This is a genomic window from Rhizobium sp. SRDI969 (genome assembly GCF_025152725.1).
Taxonomy (GTDB): domain Bacteria; phylum Pseudomonadota; class Alphaproteobacteria; order Rhizobiales; family Rhizobiaceae; genus Rhizobium; species Rhizobium leguminosarum_I.
Window position 1 is genome coordinate 145,745 of the sequence record NZ_CP104039.1, and the last position, 19,560, is coordinate 165,304.

A 19,560-nucleotide genomic window follows, 5' to 3' on the forward strand; every position below is an offset into this window, starting at 1 on the left:
CGTGAACTCTGATGCCACGGCAGATTGCGCCCCGATCACTGGCGGGGCGCGTTCGTTTCACCGGCGGCTAATCAGAATGCCGGGTCCTTGACGGCGTCCGGCGTATCGAAAGATGCACCAAACCACTTCTTCTGGAGCTCTGCCATACGCCCGTCTGCCTTGATCTTGAGCATCGCCGCATCGATCGCATCCATCAGGGGAGCATGGTCGGCATCCTTGAGGCCGATGAAGCCGAAATAGGACTTCTTGCCGAACGGCGGCAGAACAACTTCGAACGTGCCTTTTCGCTGGCTGGCGACGAAGGCGATATTCGGCAGCGAGTTGGCGACGCCGGCAATGCGGCCGGCGGCGAGATCGGCGTAGGATTCGGTAAAGGCCGGATATTCGCGCACGTCGACCTTGGTCGGCAGCGTGCCGGAGAATTCCTTCAGCTGGTCGAGCTGGGCGGTTGCCTTGCCGACACCGATCGTCTTGCCGGCAATATCCTCCGGCTTGCTGATCGTCGTGTCGCCGGCCTTCTTGAGGATGGCGATCGTCGCTTCGGCGATCGGCGGCGTGAAACGATAGCGCTCCATGCGCTTCTTGGTGATCGTTGCAGGACCTGCCACGACATCGAACTTACCGGCCTCAAGCGCCGGGAAAACACCGTCCCACGGAAGCGCCACCCACTCGATCTTGACGCCAAGTTCCTTGCCGATCTCGGCAAAGAGGTCGACGTTCAAACCGGTATGTTCACCGGCATCGATATAGTCGAACGGTGCGAAGGCCGTTTCGGTGCCAACCTTGAGGGTGCCTGCCGCCTTGACGGCGGCCAGCGTGTCGGCTGCATGAGCGGAAACGGCTGCTCCGAACAGGAACGCAGCGCCGACCAGACCCTTCAGCAGTGAATGTGCCTTCATCATCATCTCTCCAGTTTTTATTCCCCCGGCGGAGGAGTTTTGGTTCCCGACTTCGATTTCCTCTGCGCGGACTTCTGTGCTCCGCTTTTGACTATACAAATAGATATAGGCTGGCCTAGAGTGTCAATGTAAAAGACGAGGAACGCAAAATTTGTGCCGGATGGCGTCGATCTCGCTGGCATGACCGTTGCGGATTCATGGTCGCTGACGCCGGATGAGGTACGGGCTTGGTGTCGATTTCTCAGCGCATTTTCACCGATGTCGAGACGAAGATCATCAGCGGCGATTGGCGGCCCGGTGACCGTATTCCCGTCGAGCACGAACTCGCGGCGGAATATCGGTGCTCGCGGATGACGGTCAGCAAGGCGCTGTCGGCGCTCGCCGAGCGCGGCATGATCATCAGACGGCGCAAGATCGGTTCGTTTGTCGCCTCGCCCCAGATCGACCGCACGGTAATGGATATCCAGGATATCAGCACCGAAGCGGAACTGGCCGGGCACGAACACCGCTTCGAAATCCTCGCCCGCAAGATCGAGCGCCTTGGGGAGGCGGAGGCCCAGCAGCTGTCGGAGCCTGCCGATGCGGAAGTCCTCAGGCTTCAATGCCTGCATATTGTCGACGGCAGACCGAATGCCATCGAGCGGCGGATCATCATGCTCGATGCCGTTCCACGGGCGAGAGAGGAGAGTTTTGCTTCAATTCCGCCCGGCAAATGGCTGCTTGACGAGGTTCCGTGGTCCAAGGCCAAACATGTCATTCGCGCCGTCTCGGCCGACACCACGACGGCGCGGATCCTGCAGACGGAGCGCGGCGAGGCCTGCCTCAGCCTCATTCGCCAGACCTGGCAGAACGGACGTACGGTGACCTATGTCGAGTTTACCCATCCGGGCGACCGGTTCCAGTTTGCGGGCACGTTTCATCCGGCAGCAAATTGAGTTCGACGCCAATCACGGGAGGTTCTGCAAGTGTCCGATGAGCGCCTTAAGGCGATCCCGCTGAAAAGTTTGCAGGCGTTCGAGGCGGTGGGGCGCTGCGGCGGCGTGACGGCCGCAGCCCTGGAACTCAGGGTGTCGCCCGGCGCCATCAGCCAGCAAGTTCGCAAAATCGAGTGCTTTCTTGGCGTTCCGCTTATGGAGCGCAGCGGGCGAACTGTCGAGCTGACCGCCTGGGGCCGGCTCTACCACCAGGAGATATCGAAGGGGTTCGAGCAATTTGCGCGCGCCGGGCAATTGTTGGAAAAGGCGCGCAACGAGACGGCGCTGGTGCTCAGTGCGCTTTCCTCCGTCGTCAACAAATGGATCGGCAGGCGGATCTTCGACTGGCAGGCGCTTCATCCCGAAGTTCCGGTGAGGATTATCGGACGCGACAAGGAGCCTCGGATCGGCTTCGATGATGTCGATTTCCGCGTGAGCTACGGGTCCGACGTGCTGCAACACGAACATTATACCGAGCTGTTCCGCGATTGGGTGGTGCCCGCCTGTTCGCCGGCGCTGATGCCGGACCGTGCGTATGCGGCTCGTGATCTCTTCGAGCAGCCCCTCCTCCATGTCGAGTGGGAACGGCACTTCACCCCCTACCCCAGCTGGGCGGAGTTTGCCGCCAAGGCCGGTATCTCCCTTGATGCGTCGACGCCCGGCCTCTCCTTCACCCTGTCGAGCAGTGCGATTGACGCCGCCGTCAACAAGCGCGGCATCGTTCTCGCGCAGATGTCGATGATATCAGACGAGCTTGAGGCGCAAACGCTGGTCATTCCCGTCGACATGCGCATTGCACTGCGCGAAAGCTATTTTCTCGCTTGGGACCGGGCGGCCTTGCAGAAGCCCCACGGGCGCGAATTCCGCGATTGGCTCATTGCTATTTCCCGCCAGCAGGCCGTTGCGTCGGCGCCCAGGCCAATCGTTTAGAAAAACTAAAACGGAACTCAGCTACGCGATATTGATGAAAATTTGCGCCCGGCGATAATTTGCGCAGTCGCCCTCCACCGCTGGCGGCGTGGCCGACATAGCAGGAGAGCTCGATGGCGCGAACCGACAAGATGAAACTCGGGACTTTCGTCTATACTTTCGGCTTTCACCCTGCCTCCTGGCTGCATCCGGCAAGCGATGTCAATGGCGCCAACGACTTCGCTCATCTGCTCGATGTGGCCAAACGATCCGAAGCGGCCAAGTTCGATTTCATGTTCATGGCGGATTCTCCTGCCGCCGCGGTCGGCGACCCGAAAGCGCTTGCCCGCATTCCGACCAAGATGAACCGTTTCGAACCGCTCTCGCTGCTTTCGGCTCTGGCAGTCACCACCAATGATCTCGGTCTGGTGGCGACGGTGTCGACAAGTTATTACGAGCCATACAATGTCGCGCGCCTGTTCGCCTCGATCGACCATCTGAGCAAGGGCCGTGTCTGCTGGAATGTCGTCACGTCCGACCACGACGAAACCGGCTACAATTTCAATCGCGAAGGGCTCGACCCGCATGCGCTGCGTTACGAGCGCGGCAACGAGTTCGTCGACGTCGTATTCGGTCTTTGGGACAGCTTCGAGGAAGGTGCACTGCTTCTCGACCGTGAAAACGGCATCTACTACGACAAGGACAAACACCACACGCTCAATCACAAAGGTAAACACTTCCAGGTTCGCGGACCCCTTAACATCGCGCGAACGCCCCAGGGCCGCCCCGTCATTGCCCAGGCGGGCGGTTCGGAACCCGGAATGGAGATGGCGGCACGCACGGCCGAGATCGTCTTCAGCCTCGCATCGAATATCGAGCGCAACCGGGCCTTCTACGAAAACGTCAAGCGCCGGATGCCGGCCTTTGGGCGCGATCCCGACGACCTGAAAATCATGCCGGGCATCGTGATCAACGTCGGTGAAACCGAAGCTGAGGCAAAGGCGAAGGTGGATTATCTGATCGACAAGATGCATCCGGATGTCGGCCGGCTGATGCTCTCCGAATTCCTCGAGGCGGACCTGCGCGATGTCGCTCTCGACAAGCCTTTCCCCATGGACCGGCTGCCGACAGCGCCAAAGGGATCACGCGCCCTGTTCGACGAACTGGTCGATTTCGTGAAAAGCGGTCACACCGTCGGCGAACTCATCCGGCACTATGCCGAGAAGCATACCGGAAACGGCATGACAGGCACGCCGGCCCAGATTGCCGACTTCATGGAGGACTGGTTCGAGACGCGTGCGGCCGACGGCTTCATCCTGATGTTTCCGACCTTGCCGTCCAGCCTTGACGACTTCGTGCGACTGGTCCTGCCCGAGCTTCGACGCCGCGGGCTGTTCCGTGAGGAATATGAGGGCAAGACCTTGCGCGAAAACCTGGGTCTTTCAATGCCTGTAAACCGCTTTGCCAAAACGAAGGAGCCAGCCCGATGAGTGCCGAGGCTTTGATCAGCGAAGCGGACTTCAAGCTTTCGATGCGTCATCTGGCGGGTGCCGTCAGCGTGATTACGGTCGGCGACGGGCGACACCGCACCGGCTTCACGGCAACGTCGGTCTCCTCGCTTTCGGCGGAGTTGCCGTCCGTCATCGTCAGCGTCAACCGAGCGTCTTCCTCATGGCCGGCGCTGCAGCGGTACGGCTGCTTCTGTGTCAACGTGCTCGCCGCCGACCAGCAGCAGGTGGCGCAATCCTTTGCCGGTCTTGACGGACGAAAGGGCGCCGAACGTTACGGCGGTGCGGAGTGGTATAGCCTCAAGACCGGCGCGGCAGCCCTTGAAAATGCCCTGACGGTCCTGGACTGCAAGCTCGAAACCGCATTCCACTACAATTCCCATGCCATTTTGGTTGGACATGTCTGCGCGATCGAAATCCGGCAGGTCACAGGGCCGCTGCTTTACTGGCGCGGTGGCTACCATCAACTTCCGGCAGACGCCGATCGCCGCAACCTAGCGAAGGCGCTCGGATAATAGCCCGATCGAGGCGACATCCGCATTGGCAAAGGCAAGTCTGAGATAACCCTCCTGGCCATCGCCGAAATAGGCGCCGGGCAAACAAACGATGCCGGATTCCTTGGCGAGTTTTTCGGCAACCTCTAAAGACGATTTATCGGCGTGGGGATGGCGAACAAAGGCGAAATAGGCGCCGATCGCTCCGATCTCCCAATCCGCCAGCCCGGAAAAGACCAGCCTCAAAGCGTCCGCCCGGCGAGCAATGTCCAGCCTATTGCCGGCTCGCCAATCGGCGAGCGCCGGGATCGCCGATGCAACGGCGATCTGAGCCGACCGCGGCGCGCAGATCTGCATGTTGTCCATCACCTTGGCGATCTCGGCGATGAGTTTGGGCCCCGCCGTGATTGCACCCAATCGATGTCCGGGAATGCAGAAGGATTTCGAAAAGCTGTAGAGAAGAACGAGCGTGTCCTCCCAACCCGGCTCGGAGAGGAGTGAGTGCGGCCGCCCGTAACCCTCGGCTAGGAAATCGCGATAGGTTTCATCGAGAACCAGCCAGGCGCCATATTTCCGGCAGAGCACGAAAAGCTCGTGAAGCAGGCTCGGCGGATACACCGCTCCGGTGGGATTGTTGGGTGTCACGACGGCAAGCATCTTTGCGCCGGCCGCAAGGGCAGCCTCGGCCGAATGCGGGTCGGGAAGAAAGCCGCCAGCGGGGTCGCAATCGACCAACCGGCGCCCGATTCCCAGCATCGATAGCGTCGTGTCGTGATTGAAATAGAAGGGGTTGGTGAGCGCGACCGTATCGCCGGCTCTCGCCAGCGCAATCGCCGTGCACATGAACGCCTGATTGCAGCCGGCGGTAATATGAATATTGTCGGCGGAAAGGGCGGCACCGTAAAGTTCGGCAATGTGAGCCGCGTAGATCTTGCGCAACAGAGGTTCGCCCTCGATCGGCCCGTATCCCGTCATCGCCTGTTGCCCGGCCGCCTCGGCAAGAAGCCGAAGCATTTCCGGATGCGCGGGATAGCCGGGCACGGCTTGCGACAGATCGATGAGCGGCCCTTTTTCCCCTTTGTATTCGCGGCTCCAGGCGACGACGGAAGGAATGGGTGGGGCTGAGAGGCGGGCAACGAGCGAATTGGGTTTTGCAGCGATCATATCGATTTCTCTTTGATCCCGCTTGCTACAACGATACCAATTGCTTTCTCAACCCCTTTGTCGGGTGAGATGGAGCTGAAGCGGAGACGCATGCGCATGGTGTGGGATAAAACGCGGCTCGAACAGCTGCGCGCAGAATTTGCGGATGCCAATGGGGGCGAGATATTCGACGAGAAGTTTCGGAAAGTGGCGGAGAAGATCATCTCCAAGAAAGGTACGAGACTGGCACCGTATGCCGGAATACCGACCTTCCTCAGCGCCCCTTACATGCAGGTTGCTGCCGATGATCCTGACTTCGGCAATCTCCAGGTCGCAATCACCGGGATCCCCACGGATCTCGGCGTCACCAATCGTCCAGGTTCGCGTTTCGGACCGAGAGCACTTCGCGCCATCGAAAGGATCGGCCCGTACAATCACGTGCTCGGCACGGCGCCGGTCTTCGATCTTCGGGTCGCCGACATCGGCGACGTATCGTTCCAAAGCCGCTACCGGCTGGAGCTCAGCCACGACGACATCGAAAAGCGCATCGCCCAGATCGTCGATGCCGGCGTTGCCCCGCTTTCCGTCGGCGGCGATCATTCCATCAGCCACCCGATTTTGAAGGCCGTCGGTCGGCAGCAGCCGGTCGGCCTCATTCATATTGATGCTCATTGCGATACAAGCGGGGCCTTCGATCAGACGAAGTTTCATCACGGCGGGCCATTCCGCAATGCGGTGCTGGACGGCGTGCTCGATCCGACGAGGACAATCCAGATCGGCATCCGTGGTTCGGCGGAATATTTGTGGGAGTTCTCCTATGCGTCGGGAATGACCGTGATCCATGCAGAGGATATCAGCGGGATGGGGATTGCTGCCGTCATTGCCAAGGCAAAATCCATCGTCGGCGACGGCCCGACCTATCTTTCCTTCGACGTCGACAGCCTCGATCCGAGCTTTGCGCCCGGCACGGGCACGCCCGAGGTCGGTGGATTGACCACGCGTGAAGTCATTGAATTGATACGCGGGCTGAAAGGGATGAACCTCGTGGGAGGTGACGTCGTCGAAGTTGCCCCGCAATATGACGCAACGACCAATACAGCGCACGCCGCAGCACAGGTGCTCTTTGAGATTCTAAGCCTCATGGTGTTTAGTCCCTCGATCGGCAAACGCTGAGGCCGACCGCGCAGTCACCTGTGGCAATTGGTCGGATGGGCCGAGACAATGTCGTGCGCGCAAAGCCGCCGCACAGTTTTGCGCGACATGCTTTAGCCAACGCCCCTCAAAAATTCCTCGGTCTCGATAAGTTCGAGCTGCACGGAAAACCGATCGTGCAGAAGTTCCAGCGACGCATCATAGGTGTCGTCGGCGCTACTGCAGACAGCGTCCTTCAGCACGATGACACGATAGGCGAGATCGATCGCGCCGAGCGTCGTGGCAAGCACGCAGACATCCGTTTCACCGCCGGTGATCACCAGGGTATCGACCCGCTCCGACTGAAGGGCCGTATGAAGGCGCCCGTCGATCCAAGGGGAATAAGTGCGCTTGTCGAAATACCTTGCCGGCGGCACCAACGCCCTCAGCGACGAAGCCACATCGATCAAGTCGCGCGGAAGATGTTCGCCCGTCATCATCCACCACTTCCGGTAATAATCCCGCCATTTCCCCGGCATGTCATCCGCACGCTCGGGCGGCAGGAAGCGAGTAAAGATCGTTCGTGACGGGTGCCGGCCGGCCAGTTCTTCGATCTGGGGAGAGACCCGCGCCATCCAGGGAACGTGCCATGGCGTGTCTTCGGCAAACATCCGCTGCATGTCGACGCAAAGGTGCCGCCACTCGCCGACCTCGCCCATCAGATCCTCCTTCCGGTCTTCGGGGCGTCAACTGTTGCATGCGACGAAAGTTCCCCTGACCAGCGGAAGATCAGAAGCCTCTTACGCGACGGCGCCTGGAGCAATCGTCAGCAATCCGGCGGTGCTCTCAGCATTCCGGAAACTATCAAGCTCGTACAGAGGAACCGGTTTGGAGAAGAAGTAGCCTTGGAGGTCGGTGCAGCCGAGGGCGGCCAGAAAGTCGCGTTGATATTCGGTTTCGACCCCTTCGGCCGTCGTCGAGATACCGAGGTTGCGGCTGAGCGCGACGATGGCGCCGATGACTGCCGCCCCGTTGGCTTTTGTGCCGAGTTGTGAGACGAACGATCGATCGATCTTGATGCGGTCGATATCGAAGCGCAGCAGATGGCTGAGGCATGAAAAGCCGGTCCCGAAATCGTCGAGCGAAACCTGAACACCCCGGCTGCGCAGCGACTTCAGCACCGTATAGACGTCTGAGTCGTCCTCGATCAGCGAAGATTCGGTAAGCTCGAGCTCGAGCCGGGACGGCTGCAGGCCGCTCTCCTCAAGCACGGTGAAGACTTCCTCGGCGAAATTCGGTCTTCTCAACTGGGCGGGAGACACGTTGACCGCAACAAACGTGTCTTCCGGCCATTTGCAGGCGGCTCTGCAGGCTTCGCGCAACACCCAGAAACCGAGAGCATCGATGAGACCGCCCTCCTCGGCGACAGGGATAAAGCTGGCAGGCGTCAATAGTCCGCGCTGACTGTGACGCCAACGCACCAGAGCCTCCGCGCCCGACGCCGCGTATCCTGCCTCAGCGCAATGGACCGTTTGGTAATAGACCTCGAGCGATCCGAAGTCGGGCCGGTTCGCACTCGGATCGACGTGTGGACCATCAGTGGATGAGGCCATGCTTTTGGCCAGAACGTCCCGCAATTCGTTCTTGAGAATGTCGCGCGCATTCCGGCCGCCGTCCATGGACGGTGAATAGAGACGCCACTGGCCTCTCCCGCCCATCTTTGCCTCGTACAGCGCAACGTCGGCGTAGCGCATGATGTCATCGGCATTCCGTCCGGCGTCCGGCACGACGGTCACGCCGATCGAGCCGCCGACGCGCGCGACGGCCTCGCCCCTCAAAAGCGGGAAGGGCTTGCCAAGTTCGGCAACGATCGCTTCGCAGATTGCCGGTAAAACGTGGTCATGATCTTTGATGTCCCGGAGAAGCAGAGCGAACTCATCGCCTCCGAGCCGGGCCAGCGTGTCCCCCGGACGAAGCACGGAGCGGATCCGCTCCGCAGCCATTCTGATGAGCTCATCGCCGGCGGCATGGCCGAACGTGTCGTTTACGGCTTTGAAGCGGTCGAGGTCGAGAAGTGCGACTGCCGAGCGCTCGGCCGAGTTCCGTGTCTCGGCCAGGCACTCGTCAAACCTGATCGCGAACAAAGCGCGGTTGGGAAGATTGGTGAGCACGTCATGCAAGGCAAGCTGCCTTGCATGCAGTTCGCTTTTCTTCAACTCGCCGAGACTGCTTCGCAGGCGCACCAGCAAGACCGAGAACAGGATCGCGATCACCAAGGCGGCAATCGAAAGCGCCGGCATCAATCGGCCGATCACCCTCGAACCGGGAAGATCGGGCCGCCATACGATAAAGCCGATCGGTTCGCCGTTTGCCGTGGCGTCAATCTGGAACGCAACCTCGTTTTCGTCTGCATCGGCCGTGCGCGCGAAGCGGGCGCCGTTAAGGCCCTGTTGCCGGCTCAATTCGTCCAGCGCCGCACCATCGATAAAGCGCACGACGAGCAGGAATTGCCGCGTCGGCTGGCTCTGCCTCTCATTGGTCTCGTTGATGGCGACGATGCCGACGATCGTCGGCCGACCTTCCAGCCGCATCAGATTGGCGAGCGCACGGTTGGAGCGGGCGGCACTCGCAAGGCGGCTTTCCATTGAAGACGGCGTTCGTTCGTTGGAAACCGTGCCTTGTCTTACCCCAAGGCGGGCATCCCGAAGGAGGGGCAAGAAGAGAGGCTTCATCCAGCGATAACGCTTTTCCGTTTGGGCATCCGCCAGCATGAGCAGTTGCGCCTTCTCGTCGACGACAAAGGCCTGATCGTAGCCGAAGGCGGACATTGCGGTTTGGCTGATCGCACTTCCGGCCGCCGCCGTCAGAACGGCATCGAGGCTGGAGGAACCTCCGGTCGACCGGGCGGCCGGATAAACGCGTGTGAGATAGCCGTTGCCGAACTGGCCGATAACATGCGCGACTTGATCGACCTGCTCCAGCAGGCGGGCATTTACAAGCTGGCGCTGTCGATCAAGAGCGGCAGCGTCGCTCTCGGTTCCCGCCCACAGTGCCGAAAGCACGACAAGACCGATAGCGCCAAGTCCGCTGACGGCAATCAGAAACAGAATTCTTCCCGAAGCGATCCAGGATTTCTGAAACGTGTTGGAGCTGGAAGGAAGAACGATGTGCAAGCCTGGACCCCTGAACACCACGACGTGGGCGTATTCGTCGAAGCTAACAAAGAAGCGTTCACGTAGAATTAAAGGCTGCGGCGCACTATAGGGCGAGATCGACTATGCCCCAAGGAGCTCCTGACGATGTTGCGCATATCCATACGGACTATATTGCGCGGAGCGCTGATGGCAGGCGGGATCGGTATCTTTTTGGCCGCCTCGCCGTTCGAGGTGGCTGCGCAAGATCGCATGCCGATGAGAATTGCCGTCGAAGGTGCGTTTCCGCCCTTCAACTATCTCGATGCAAATAACGAGCTTCAGGGCTTCGACATCGATATTGCCAATGCCCTGTGCGAGGTTGGCAAGTTCGAATGCCAATTCATCATCGAGAAGTGGGACGACATCATCCCCGATCTCGTTGCCGACAAATACGACGCGATCATCTCATCCATGTCGATGAGCCTTGAGCGGCGTCAAAAGGTTGCCTTCACTGAAAAATACTACAACAGCCCGTCGGTGTTCATCGCTCGGAAGGATTCGTCGATCAATGATGTCAGCCCCGCCGGCCTCAGCGGCAAGATCCTCGGGGTGACGTCGTCGACGGCGCAGGAATCCTACGCCAACCATCTCTATCCGGAGATGAAAAAGAAGGTCTTCCGGTCTTCGCCTGAATTGTACAAGGGGTTGTCGGACGGCAGCGTCGATATCATCCTGGAGGACAAACTCGCCATCTACGACTGGATCGCCAACACCAAGGCGGGAACCTGCTGCGAGTTCAAAGGGCCGGATCTGGTCGACGTCACATACTTCGGCGAAGGTGCCGGCATCGCGCTGCGCCTGGACGACAAGGAGCGTTTGACGCGCCTGAACGAAGCGCTGAAAAGTATCAAGGCGGACGGGACCTATGACATGATCAACGCAAAATATTTCCCGTTCAGCATCCAGTAATTCGTCAAATTGTCATGTGGCAAATGCGGAATGGCCGGTTTACCGCCGACCATTCCTATTGTGTAAAGTCCTCAGTCGTAACCGCTACGCGGCTTTCGCGAGCTCACCGTGCGGATCGAGGACATATTTTGTCGCCGCTCCGTGGTCGAAGCTCTCATATCCACTGGCGGCATCGTCGAGCGGGATGACCTTGGCGTTGACGATATCGGCAATGGGCAGCCGGTCGTGGAGGATCGCCTGCATGAGTTGACGATTATATTTGATCACCGGAGTCTGGCCGGTGTGGAAGGACTGCGCCTTGGCCCATCCGAGCCCGAAGCGGAGCGAGAGATTGCCGTGTTTGGCGGCGTTGTCGACGGCGCCCGGATCCTCGGTGACGTAGAGGCCGGGAATGCCGATCGAACCCGCGGCACGGGTAATCTCCATCATCTGATTGAGGACGATCGCCGGCTGTTCCCCGCCCGAGTGGCCGCGCGCCTCGAAGCCGACCGCATCGATGGCGCTGTCCACTTCGTTGGTGCCGACGACCTGTGCGATCATGTCGCCAAGACGGTCGCTCTTCGACAGGTCGATCGGTTCGAAGCCGACCTTCGCCGCATGTGCCAGACGGTCCTTGTTGAAATCACCGATCATCACGACCGCAGCACCGAGAATGCGAGCCGAGGCGGCAGCCGCAAGGCCGACGGGGCCGGCGCCGGCGACGTAGACGGTCGAGCCTACTCCAACGCCTGCACGCACGGCGCCATGGAAGCCGGTGGGCAGAATGTCGGAGAGCATGGTGAGGTCCCGGATCTTCGCCATTGCCTTGTCCCGATCGGGGATTTTCAGCAGGTTGAAATCTGCATAGGGAATGGTGACATAGCGTGCCTGTCCGCCGATCCAGCCGCCCATGTCGACATAACCGTAAGCACCGCCGGCGCGGGCGGGGTTTACCGTCAAGCAGACGCCGGTATCCTGGGACTTGCAGCAGCGGCAGCGGCCGCAGGCGACATTGAACGGCACCGAGACGATATCGCCGATGTCGAGCATCTCGACGTCGATGCCTTTCTCGATGATCTCGCCGGTGATTTCATGACCGAGGACCAGGCCCGGCATCGCCGTCGTGCGGCCGCGAACCATGTGCTGATCGGAGCCGCAGATATTGGTCGAGATCACCTTCAGGATAACGCCGTGTTCGATGCGGCGGCCGTCGGGCGCTTCCAGCTTCGGGTCGTCGATGTCGCGAACTTCGACCTTGCCCGGCCGGAGATAGACGACGCCTCTATTTTTGCTCATGGATTCCTCCCACTTGTTTGAATGCCTCGATGTGCAACCGATGCAGTCGATGGCAACTTCCCTCCGGCCTGCCTCCTCTGCAGCCCGGTGTCCAAAACACGCGGATACCGCCGCACCGGGCGATATTCGAATTTTCAAAACGGACAGATTGGATCCAGTAGAGGAGTGAACGCAACGGTTTTCGCCTGTCGTTCCGCTCGTGACCGTCTGCCGCAATCCGTCGATTTGCTGCGCAAGAGCTGGTTTCCGGCTCCAGAATCTCCTTCCGATCCATCTCGATATCTTTCCGGATGTCTATCCGGCGATTTCCTTGAGGATTTCAGTTCTTCTACCGCTGCGGGGCAGCGCCGGCGTCGGGCCGGCTGCCAATGGTCCATTTCGCCAGTTTGCGAGATAGCGCCTTGGACACAACAAACAAACCATGCCTGACGGAAAACAGCGATCAAGAAAACGACATGCGCGCAACTCAAAGACGACAGTCGGTAAAGTCGCAAAAGATCGCTGCGCAGGAGAAATAGTTGATCCCGCGAATACGGCGGTTTTCCGGTTCGTCCCGAAAGATTTAATCGCGGCCTAAAGACTTGAGGCGCGACGCGGTCGCCGGCTGCGGCTGACGTCGAGTGCCGTGTGCCAGAACACCGTGGCGAGGATGATCGCGCCGCCGAAAAAGGTGGCGACGGGCGGCTCTTCGGAAAATAGCAGCCAAACCCAGAAGGGCGTGAGCACGATTTCCATCGTGCCGATCAGCGCCGCCTCCGCCGGCGGCATCCGCTTCGCCCCGGCAAGGAAAAGCACCAGCGCGAGGGAGAAATTGGTCGCGCCGAAGGCGGCAAGAACGATCCAGTTGTGCAGGTCCAGCGAGCCGACCGAACCGAACGGAGCGAAGATGACGAGCGTCAAGAAGGCGCTGATCACGGTCGGCGGCAGGCTCGGCACGTCGGGACTGATGCGCGGGATGATGATGACCAGAGCGAAGGAAACGGTCATGCCGAGCGCCAGCAGGTCGCCCCAACCGGTGCCGCCGCCGATCGACGAGGCGACGATGACCGCGACGCCGAGGAGCGAGATGCCGCCGGCAATCAACGTCCGCCTGGCAACTCTCTCCCTGAGGATAAGCCAGCCGAGCAACGCTGCGATAAACGGCGCGGTCGCATAGATCATCGTCACATTGGCGACGGTGGTCATGTAAAGCGCGCCGATGAAGCATCCCTGACTGAAGGTCTGGCATGCGATCATCGCAAGACTGGACGGATGGAAGACGGAACGCCATTGCTGCCGTGAAATACCCCCCTCGAGGAAAAAGCAGGGGATCAGCAGGAACAGGCCTCCGAACAACGACCGCCAGGCGATCGCCGTCCATACGTCGGTGGTCAGGAGTCGCGAATAAACGCCGCTCGCGCTCCAGGCAAGTGTCGCGGCAACGATGAGAAGCACACCCTTCTCGTGCTCGCTGCCTGCGAGGCGTCTGGCCGGATTTTCAATGGTCACGCAGATATTCTCAAAGAAGGAAGTCGAACGCGGCTCTTTTGTGCGCTGAAAATTGACATCAGACAAACGAATAGTAGTGATGACTATCATCGATTTTTTCTATGGCTATTCCATGCATGAGCCGATTGAGAGCGACCTGCTGAGAACCTTCCTGGTCGTTGCCGAAACCTCCAATTTCTCCGCCGCTGCCCAGCGCATCGGGCGGACGCAGTCGGCCGTCAGCACCCAGATCAAGAGGCTTGAGCAGACGATCGGCGAAACGCTGTTCGAGCGTGGCGCCCGCGGTGTGCTGCTCACACGCCAGGGCATACAGCTCGTGCCCTATGCCCGCAGGATCATCGATCTCCTGAACGAGGCCGCCGCGACGATCCGCAGCAAACCGTTGGACGGGCCAGTACGCATCGGAATTCCCGAGGAATACAGCCAGACGGTGCTGCCGGCAGCCCTTGCGGCTTTCGCAGTACGCCACCCGGCCGTCGAGGTCACCGTGTCCTGCGACTACACCGTCCGCAACCTCGCCGCCCTCGAGCGGGATGAGCTCGATCTGGCCGTCGTTTTCGACTGGAGCGATGAGACCAAAGGCGAGGTCATCTGCATCGATCCCACGGTCTGGGTCACATCGATGGTGCACCGGCTGCACGACATCGATCCCCTGCCGATAGCGACCTATCGCAACTCCACGTGGTCGCGCGATTTTGCGCTCCGGTCGCTGGAGCAGATCGGCCGCAATTATCGGATCGCATTCATCGCCGATACCGGCTCGGGTCTCAAGAATGCCGTCATTGCCGGCCTTGCCGTCACCACGCTTTCCCGCAGCAGCATTCCGCCCGGCTGCCGAGAGCTCACCGCCGAAGACGGTTTCCCGCCGGTCGATTCTTCCAAGGTCGTGCTCCGCCGGAGCACTTACCGTTCCAGCGAGGCTATGCGTGAACTTGCCGAAATGATACGGGACGCGTTCCAGCCTATGCCCGTATAGCCGATGACGTGACGCGGCGGCGCAAGCGGCGCCGAGTCTCGGACGGGCTCTCGGAAAAACTCGCCCTGTAGCTTCTCGCAAAGGCTGAGGCCGAGTTGAAGCCGGTCGCCGCTGCGATGTCGGCAAACGAGGCTGTCGTCTCGATTACCTTGCGGCGGGCCGCATTTAAGCGCAGCGCGAGATAATGCACATGCGGCGGCGCGCCGATGCTTTGCTGGAAGAGATCCTGCAGATGCCGAGCGCTGATGCCCACCCGGCGGGCGAGCCGCGTGAGGATCAGAGGCTGCTCGATATGCTCCTCCATCAGCCGTACTGCCTGCGTCACGCGGGGATCGTGCATGCGCAGTCCGGCCGAGGCTGCGGAAAGTGATTCATCGGCATGGAAGGACGGCTGCTCGTAACGGAACAGCCGGCTGACCTCGAGTGCCAGCGAATAGCCCTGCCGTTGCCGGATCACCTCCAGCATCAGGTCGACGGTCGGAAGCGAACCCGAGGTTGTCAGCCGCTTGCCGTCGATGACGAAACGATCCTTGACCGCCCGCACCTCGGGATAGGCGAGCGCAAAATCCTCGTAATCCTCCCAGTGAACGGTCGCCGGTAACCCGTCGAGCAGGCTGGCTTCAGCCAGCAGCCATGTGCCGGACTCGATGCCGGCAATCACCGTGCGATAGCGGGCGGCCTGGGAGAGCTGCATCTTGAGTGCCGGCGTAGCACTTCGGCGCCAGTTGTAACTGGCCAGCACGAACAGCGGCGTTTTCTCGGTGGTCGCTTTGAAAGCGCCTTGCGCGGGCACGGCTATATCGCTGGTGGTCAGCACCGGTGCTCCGTCCGGGGTCAGCAGCCGCCAGCGATAGAGCTCGCTGCCGGAAATGCGGTTGGCGCCGCGCAACGGCTCGATGACCGAGGCGATCAGGATCAGGTTCGCATCCGGCAGGACGAGAAGGTCGATATCGAGCCGTTCCGTCGATCGCTGCAGCAAGTTCACCTCCCTGGAGTTCCGATAATGTATCGATTACTTCCGAAATTGCAACGCATCGCCATCCATCCTGTCGCGTAATGGGCACAAGATGAGGGAGAACAAAAACATGCCTCTTGCGATGAACCGCGATGTCTTCATAACCTGCGCCGTCACCGGCGCCGGCGATACGGTTTCCAGATCCAGCCACGTGCCGATCACTCCCAAGCAAATCGCCGATTCCGCCATCGACGCGGCAAAGGCTGGTGCTGCGGTCGTTCACTGCCATGTTCGCGACCCGGAAACGGGCGCCGCCAGCCGCCGCAACGACCTCTACAGGGAAGTTACCGACCGCATCCGCTCGACCGATGTCGACGTCGTCCTCAATCTCACCGCCGGCATGGGCGGGGACCTGATCTTCGGAGATGTCGAAAGCCCCCTTCCCCTCAACCCGAAGGGCACGGATATGGCGGGCGCTACCGAGCGCGTCAGCCATGTGGCCGAATGCCTGCCTGAGATCTGCACGCTCGACTGCGGCACGATGAACTTCAACCTCGGCGACTATGTCATGACCAACACGCCGGCCATGCTGCGGGCGATGGCGAAGAAGATGACGGATCTCGGCGTGCGGCCGGAGATCGAGGCCTTCGACACCGGCCATCTCTGGTTTGCCAAGCAGCTTGCCGAGGAAGGCCTGATCGAAGATCCGGTGCTGATCCAGCTCTGTATGGGCATTCCATGGGGTGCGCCCGACGATCTCAATACATTCATGGCGATGGTCAACAACGTGCCTCAGAGCTGGACTTTTTCGGCCTTTTCGATCGGCCGCAATGCCATGGCCTATCCAGCGGCAGCCGTGCTGGCGGGCGGCAACGTGCGCGTCGGCCTGGAGGACAACCTCTTTGTTGGCAAAGGCCAGCTCGCCACCAATGCTGAGCTCGTTGAAAAGGCCGTGCAGGTGGTCGAGGGCATGGGTGCGCGGATCATCGGTCCGGAAGACGTTCGCAAGAAACTCAAACTGACCAAGCGCTGAGGACGGCATGACAGGGATCAACAAGGCGGCTTGCATCGGCGGCGGCGTTATTGGCGGCGGGTGGATCGCGCGTTTTCTGCTGGCCGGCATCGACGTTGATGTGTTCGACCCGCATCCGGAGGCGAGCCGCATCGTCGGCGAAGTCGTCGCCAATGCCGAAAAAGCCTATGCCATGCTGACCGGCGCACCCCTGCCGCCGCGCGGCAGGCTGATCTTCTGCAAGACGCTGGAAGAGGCTGTTGCCGGCGCCGACTGGATTCAGGAAAGCGTGCCCGAAAGGCTCGACCTCAAGCGCGGTGTGCTAAACGAGATCGACGCCGTGGCACGACCGGACGCCCTGATCGGCTCTTCCACCTCGGGCCTGCTGCCGACCGACCTGCAGCGCGACATGAAATATCCTGAGCGCCTCTTCGTCGCCCACCCCTATAATCCCGTCTATCTGCTGCCGCTCGTCGAAATCGTCGCCGGCGAAAAGACTTCGGCGGCGACCATCCAGACGGCGATCGAAAGACTGCCGCCGCTCGGTATGAAGGGCGTCCACATTGCCAAGGAGATCGAGGCCTTTGTCGGTGACCGGCTGCTCGAAGCGCTCTGGCGCGAGGCCTTGTGGCTCATCCACGACGATATCTGCACCGTCGAGACGCTCGACGATGTCATCCGCTACTCCTTCGGCCTGCGCTGGGCGCAGATGGGCCTGTTCCAGACCTATCGCATCGCCGGCGGCGAGGCCGGCATGCGCCACTTCCTCGCGCAGTTCGGCCCTTGCCTTGCCTGGCCCTGGACCAAGCTCACCGATGTCGTCGATCTCGACGATGCGCTGATCGAAAAGATCGGCCGGCAATCCGACGAACAGGCGGCTGGCCTGTCGATCCGTGAACTCGAACGCATCCGCGATGAAAACCTCGTTGGCATCCTGCAGGCCCTCAAGGGTGGCGATGGCGGCAAGGGCTGGGGCGCCGGCAGGCTGCTGAAGGACTTCGAGCAATCGCTCTGGGCACAAGGCGGCGGGACGACGACGTCTTTCGATCCGTCGAAGCCGCTGAGGCTCGTCGAGACCAAGGTCAGCCCTGCCTGGGTCGATTATAACGGCCATATGACCGAACACCGCTACCTGCAGGTTTTCGGCGATACCTCAGATGCGCTGCTGCGCCTCATCGGCGTCGACGTTGCCTATGTCGAGGCGGGGCAGAGCTACTACACAGTGGAAACCCACATCCGCCATCTCGGCGAGGCGAAGCTCGGGCAGGCGATCCATTCGACCTGCCGGATCCTTGATGTCGACGACAAGCGGCTGCACGTCTTCCACACGCTTCACGATACGGCGACGGGCGAGACCATTGCCACCGCCGAGCACATGTTGCTGCATGTCGACAGCAAGGCCGGTAAGGCCACACCCGCGCCGGCCGTCATTCTCGACAAGGTCAAGGCGATCGCTAGAGCGCATGCGGAGTTGGCTGCGCCTGAAGGCGTCGGCCGTCACGTCGGCCAGAGGCGGTAGGAGGATCGGCATGGATTTCGGACTGAGCGAAGAACAGGAAATGATCGTCGAGACGGTCCGCGCCTTCGTCGAGACCGAAATCTATCCGCATGAGAATGAGGTCGAGCGCACAGGTATGGTCCCGTCGGAGCTTGGAGACGAGATCCGGCGCAAATGCATCGATCTCGGCTTCTACGCCTGCAATTTCCCGGAAGAAGTCGGTGGCGCCGGCCTCGACCATGTCACCTTCACCCTGGTCGAGCGGGAGCTCGGGCGCGGTTCCCTCGGGCTGACGGTTTTCTTCGGCCGCCCCTCCGGCATCCTGATGGCCTGCGAGGGCGAGCAGCGTGAGCGCTATCTCCTGCCTGCGGTGCGCGGCGAGAAGATCGACGCGCTTGCCATCACTGAACCGGACGCCGGGTCTGACATGCGCGGCATGAAATGCGCCGCCCGCCGCGACGGCAGCGATTTCGTCCTCAACGGTACGAAACATTTCATCTCCCATGCCGATGTCGCCGATTTCGTCATCGTCTTTGCCGCGACGGGCGAGGAAGAAACGCCGAAAGGCATCAAGAAGAAGATCACAGCCTTCCTGGTGGATCGTGGCACGCCGGGCTTCGAGATCCTCAAAGGCTATGATTCCGTTTCGCATCGCGGCTACCACAACTCAACGCTCAGCTTCGAAGATTGCCGGATTCCCGAAGCCCAAGTGCTGGGCGAGGTGCATCGCGGCTTCGATATCGCCAATCAATGGCTCTACGGCACGCGGCTGACGGTGGCCGCCACCTGCGTCGGCCGGGCACGGCGCGTCTTCGATATGGCGCTGCCCTATGCCGCCGAGCGCAAACAGTTCGGCAGGCCGATCGGTTCCAATCAGGGCGTGTCGTTCAAGCTCGCCGACATGATCACCGAGATCGACGCGGCCGATTGGCTGACGCTCGCCGCCGCTTGGCGGCTCGATGCCGGCCTTTCCGCAGACCGGCAGATCGCCTCGGCCAAACTCTACTCCTCCGAAATGCTGGCTCGCGTCACCGATGAGGCGATCCAGATCTTCGGCGGCATGGGATTGATGGACGACCTGCCGCTCGCCCGCTTCTGGCGTGATGCGCGCGTCGAACGCATCTGGGACGGCACTTCCGAAATCCAGCGGCATATCATCAGCCGCGACCTGCTTCGACCTTTGGGAGCGTGAGCC

The 19,560-nt window shown here is 60.8% G+C and carries 17 protein-coding genes and 1 riboswitch; of the genes, 10 read left to right on the plus strand and 7 right to left on the minus strand.

Annotated elements, in window-relative coordinates:
- Positions 1 to 71: 71 nt before the first annotated feature.
- The gene (locus N2A41_RS32400; RefSeq protein WP_162117566.1) at positions 72 to 899 is read right to left on the minus strand and encodes a transporter substrate-binding domain-containing protein; all 828 of its coding nucleotides are present in this window, start codon (positions 897 to 899) and stop codon (positions 72 to 74) included.
- A 227-nt stretch (positions 900 to 1,126) separates the two neighbouring features.
- Here N2A41_RS32400 and N2A41_RS32405 point away from each other — a divergent pair, with 227 nt between their 5' ends.
- The 4 genes from N2A41_RS32405 (at position 1,127) to N2A41_RS32420 (ending at position 4,805) form a co-directional block, all read left to right on the plus strand.
- A complete protein-coding gene (locus tag N2A41_RS32405) occupies positions 1,127 to 1,834 on the plus strand; it encodes a UTRA domain-containing protein (protein WP_260112166.1) in 708 nt (235 codons plus the stop codon).
- A gap of 30 nt (positions 1,835 to 1,864) precedes the next feature.
- The gene (locus N2A41_RS32410) at positions 1,865 to 2,803 is read left to right on the plus strand and encodes a LysR family transcriptional regulator (RefSeq protein WP_260112167.1); all 939 of its coding nucleotides are present in this window, start codon (positions 1,865 to 1,867) and stop codon (positions 2,801 to 2,803) included.
- A gap of 113 nt (positions 2,804 to 2,916) precedes the next feature.
- Complete coding sequence (locus N2A41_RS32415; RefSeq protein WP_017968648.1) at positions 2,917 to 4,272, plus strand: LLM class flavin-dependent oxidoreductase; 1,356 nt, start codon at positions 2,917 to 2,919, stop codon at positions 4,270 to 4,272.
- Positions 4,269 to 4,805: a flavin reductase family protein gene (locus N2A41_RS32420; protein ID WP_260112168.1), complete on the plus strand. Its 537-nt coding sequence runs from the start codon at positions 4,269 to 4,271 to the stop codon at positions 4,803 to 4,805. Before N2A41_RS32415 ends, N2A41_RS32420 begins: the two co-directional genes overlap by 4 nt.
- Here N2A41_RS32420 and N2A41_RS32425 read toward each other — a convergent pair.
- A complete protein-coding gene (locus N2A41_RS32425; protein WP_260112169.1) occupies positions 4,785 to 5,948 on the minus strand; it encodes an aminotransferase in 1,164 nt (387 codons plus the stop codon). The two genes, N2A41_RS32420 and N2A41_RS32425, sit on opposite strands and share 21 nt — an antisense overlap.
- Before the next feature lie 96 nt (positions 5,949 to 6,044).
- On the opposite strand from N2A41_RS32425, the gene speB reads away from it, so the two are divergent.
- Positions 6,045 to 7,100, plus strand: coding sequence for an agmatinase (gene speB, locus N2A41_RS32430; RefSeq protein WP_260112170.1), 1,056 nt, complete (start codon positions 6,045 to 6,047; stop codon positions 7,098 to 7,100).
- Positions 7,101 to 7,192: 92 nt separating this feature from the next.
- Here the strand turns inward: speB and N2A41_RS32435 are convergent, their stop codons facing one another.
- Together N2A41_RS32435 and N2A41_RS32440 are read right to left on the minus strand one after the other, a co-directional pair.
- Positions 7,193 to 7,777, minus strand: a complete 585-nt coding sequence (locus N2A41_RS32435) for a cysteine hydrolase family protein (RefSeq protein ID WP_260112171.1) — start codon at positions 7,775 to 7,777, stop codon at positions 7,193 to 7,195.
- A gap of 81 nt (positions 7,778 to 7,858) precedes the next feature.
- Positions 7,859 to 10,252: a putative bifunctional diguanylate cyclase/phosphodiesterase gene (locus N2A41_RS32440; protein ID WP_260112172.1), complete on the minus strand. Its 2,394-nt coding sequence runs from the start codon at positions 10,250 to 10,252 to the stop codon at positions 7,859 to 7,861.
- Positions 10,253 to 10,357: 105 nt separating this feature from the next.
- On the opposite strand from N2A41_RS32440, the gene N2A41_RS32445 reads away from it, so the two are divergent.
- Positions 10,358 to 11,161 (plus strand): transporter substrate-binding domain-containing protein, encoded by an 804-nt coding sequence (locus N2A41_RS32445; protein ID WP_162117578.1) that lies wholly within the window; start codon positions 10,358 to 10,360, stop codon positions 11,159 to 11,161.
- 84 nt (positions 11,162 to 11,245) lie between these two features.
- On the opposite strand, the gene fdhA is transcribed toward N2A41_RS32445, so the two are convergent.
- On the minus strand, positions 11,246 to 12,436 hold the full coding sequence (fdhA, locus tag N2A41_RS32450; RefSeq protein ID WP_222280610.1) for a formaldehyde dehydrogenase, glutathione-independent: 1,191 nt from the start codon (positions 12,434 to 12,436) through the stop codon (positions 11,246 to 11,248).
- 219 nt (positions 12,437 to 12,655) lie between these two features.
- A riboswitch (cobalamin riboswitch) is annotated at positions 12,656 to 12,855 on the minus strand.
- A gap of 154 nt (positions 12,856 to 13,009) precedes the next feature.
- Positions 13,010 to 13,924 carry a DMT family transporter gene (locus N2A41_RS32455; RefSeq protein WP_260112173.1) on the minus strand — a complete coding sequence of 305 codons (915 nt, stop codon included), beginning with the start codon at positions 13,922 to 13,924 and terminating at the stop codon, positions 13,010 to 13,012.
- Between the two features lie 112 nt (positions 13,925 to 14,036).
- Here N2A41_RS32455 and N2A41_RS32460 point away from each other — a divergent pair, with 112 nt between their 5' ends.
- Entirely contained in the window at positions 14,037 to 14,900 is an 864-nt protein-coding gene (locus tag N2A41_RS32460; RefSeq protein ID WP_026154617.1) for a LysR substrate-binding domain-containing protein, read from the plus strand.
- Here the strand turns inward: N2A41_RS32460 and N2A41_RS32465 are convergent.
- The gene (locus N2A41_RS32465; RefSeq protein ID WP_441005731.1) at positions 14,887 to 15,909 is read right to left on the minus strand and encodes a GlxA family transcriptional regulator; all 1,023 of its coding nucleotides are present in this window, start codon (positions 15,907 to 15,909) and stop codon (positions 14,887 to 14,889) included. The two genes, N2A41_RS32460 and N2A41_RS32465, sit on opposite strands and share 14 nt — an antisense overlap.
- Positions 15,910 to 15,985: 76 nt before the next feature.
- Between N2A41_RS32465 and N2A41_RS32470 the strand changes: the two genes are divergently transcribed.
- Genes N2A41_RS32470 through N2A41_RS32480 form a run of 3 tightly spaced genes read left to right on the plus strand, consistent with a single transcriptional unit; the run spans position 15,986 to position 19,557 of the window.
- A complete protein-coding gene (locus N2A41_RS32470; protein WP_260112175.1) occupies positions 15,986 to 16,888 on the plus strand; it encodes a 3-keto-5-aminohexanoate cleavage protein in 903 nt (300 codons plus the stop codon).
- A 7-nt stretch (positions 16,889 to 16,895) separates the two neighbouring features.
- Entirely contained in the window at positions 16,896 to 18,386 is a 1,491-nt protein-coding gene (locus N2A41_RS32475) for a carnitine 3-dehydrogenase (RefSeq protein ID WP_260112176.1), read from the plus strand.
- A gap of 10 nt (positions 18,387 to 18,396) precedes the next feature.
- Positions 18,397 to 19,557 carry an acyl-CoA dehydrogenase family protein gene (locus tag N2A41_RS32480; protein ID WP_260112012.1) on the plus strand — a complete coding sequence of 387 codons (1,161 nt, stop codon included), beginning with the start codon at positions 18,397 to 18,399 and terminating at the stop codon, positions 19,555 to 19,557.
- Positions 19,558 to 19,560: the final 3 nt, after the last annotated feature.

What these genes read in the sequence shown, in the direction of transcription:
- N2A41_RS32475 (WP_260112176.1), top strand. Translation starts at nt 16,896, where the DNA reads ATGACAGGGATCAACAAGGCGGCTTGCATCGGCGGCGGCGTTATTGGC.
- N2A41_RS32415 (WP_017968648.1), top strand. Translation starts at nt 2,917, where the DNA reads ATGGCGCGAACCGACAAGATGAAACTCGGGACTTTCGTCTATACTTTC.
- fdhA (WP_222280610.1), bottom strand. Translation starts at nt 12,436, where the DNA reads ATGAGCAAAAATAGAGGCGTCGTCTATCTCCGGCCGGGCAAGGTCGAA.
- N2A41_RS32435 (WP_260112171.1), bottom strand. Translation starts at nt 7,777, where the DNA reads ATGGGCGAGGTCGGCGAGTGGCGGCACCTTTGCGTCGACATGCAGCGG.
- N2A41_RS32460 (WP_026154617.1), top strand. Translation starts at nt 14,037, where the DNA reads ATGCATGAGCCGATTGAGAGCGACCTGCTGAGAACCTTCCTGGTCGTT.
- N2A41_RS32400 (WP_162117566.1), bottom strand. Translation starts at nt 899, where the DNA reads ATGAAGGCACATTCACTGCTGAAGGGTCTGGTCGGCGCTGCGTTCCTG.
- N2A41_RS32470 (WP_260112175.1), top strand. Translation starts at nt 15,986, where the DNA reads ATGCCTCTTGCGATGAACCGCGATGTCTTCATAACCTGCGCCGTCACC.
- N2A41_RS32480 (WP_260112012.1), top strand. Translation starts at nt 18,397, where the DNA reads ATGGATTTCGGACTGAGCGAAGAACAGGAAATGATCGTCGAGACGGTC.
- N2A41_RS32445 (WP_162117578.1), top strand. Translation starts at nt 10,358, where the DNA reads ATGTTGCGCATATCCATACGGACTATATTGCGCGGAGCGCTGATGGCA.
- speB (WP_260112170.1), top strand. Translation starts at nt 6,045, where the DNA reads ATGGTGTGGGATAAAACGCGGCTCGAACAGCTGCGCGCAGAATTTGCG.
- N2A41_RS32425 (WP_260112169.1), bottom strand. Translation starts at nt 5,948, where the DNA reads ATGATCGCTGCAAAACCCAATTCGCTCGTTGCCCGCCTCTCAGCCCCA.
- N2A41_RS32420 (WP_260112168.1), top strand. Translation starts at nt 4,269, where the DNA reads ATGAGTGCCGAGGCTTTGATCAGCGAAGCGGACTTCAAGCTTTCGATG.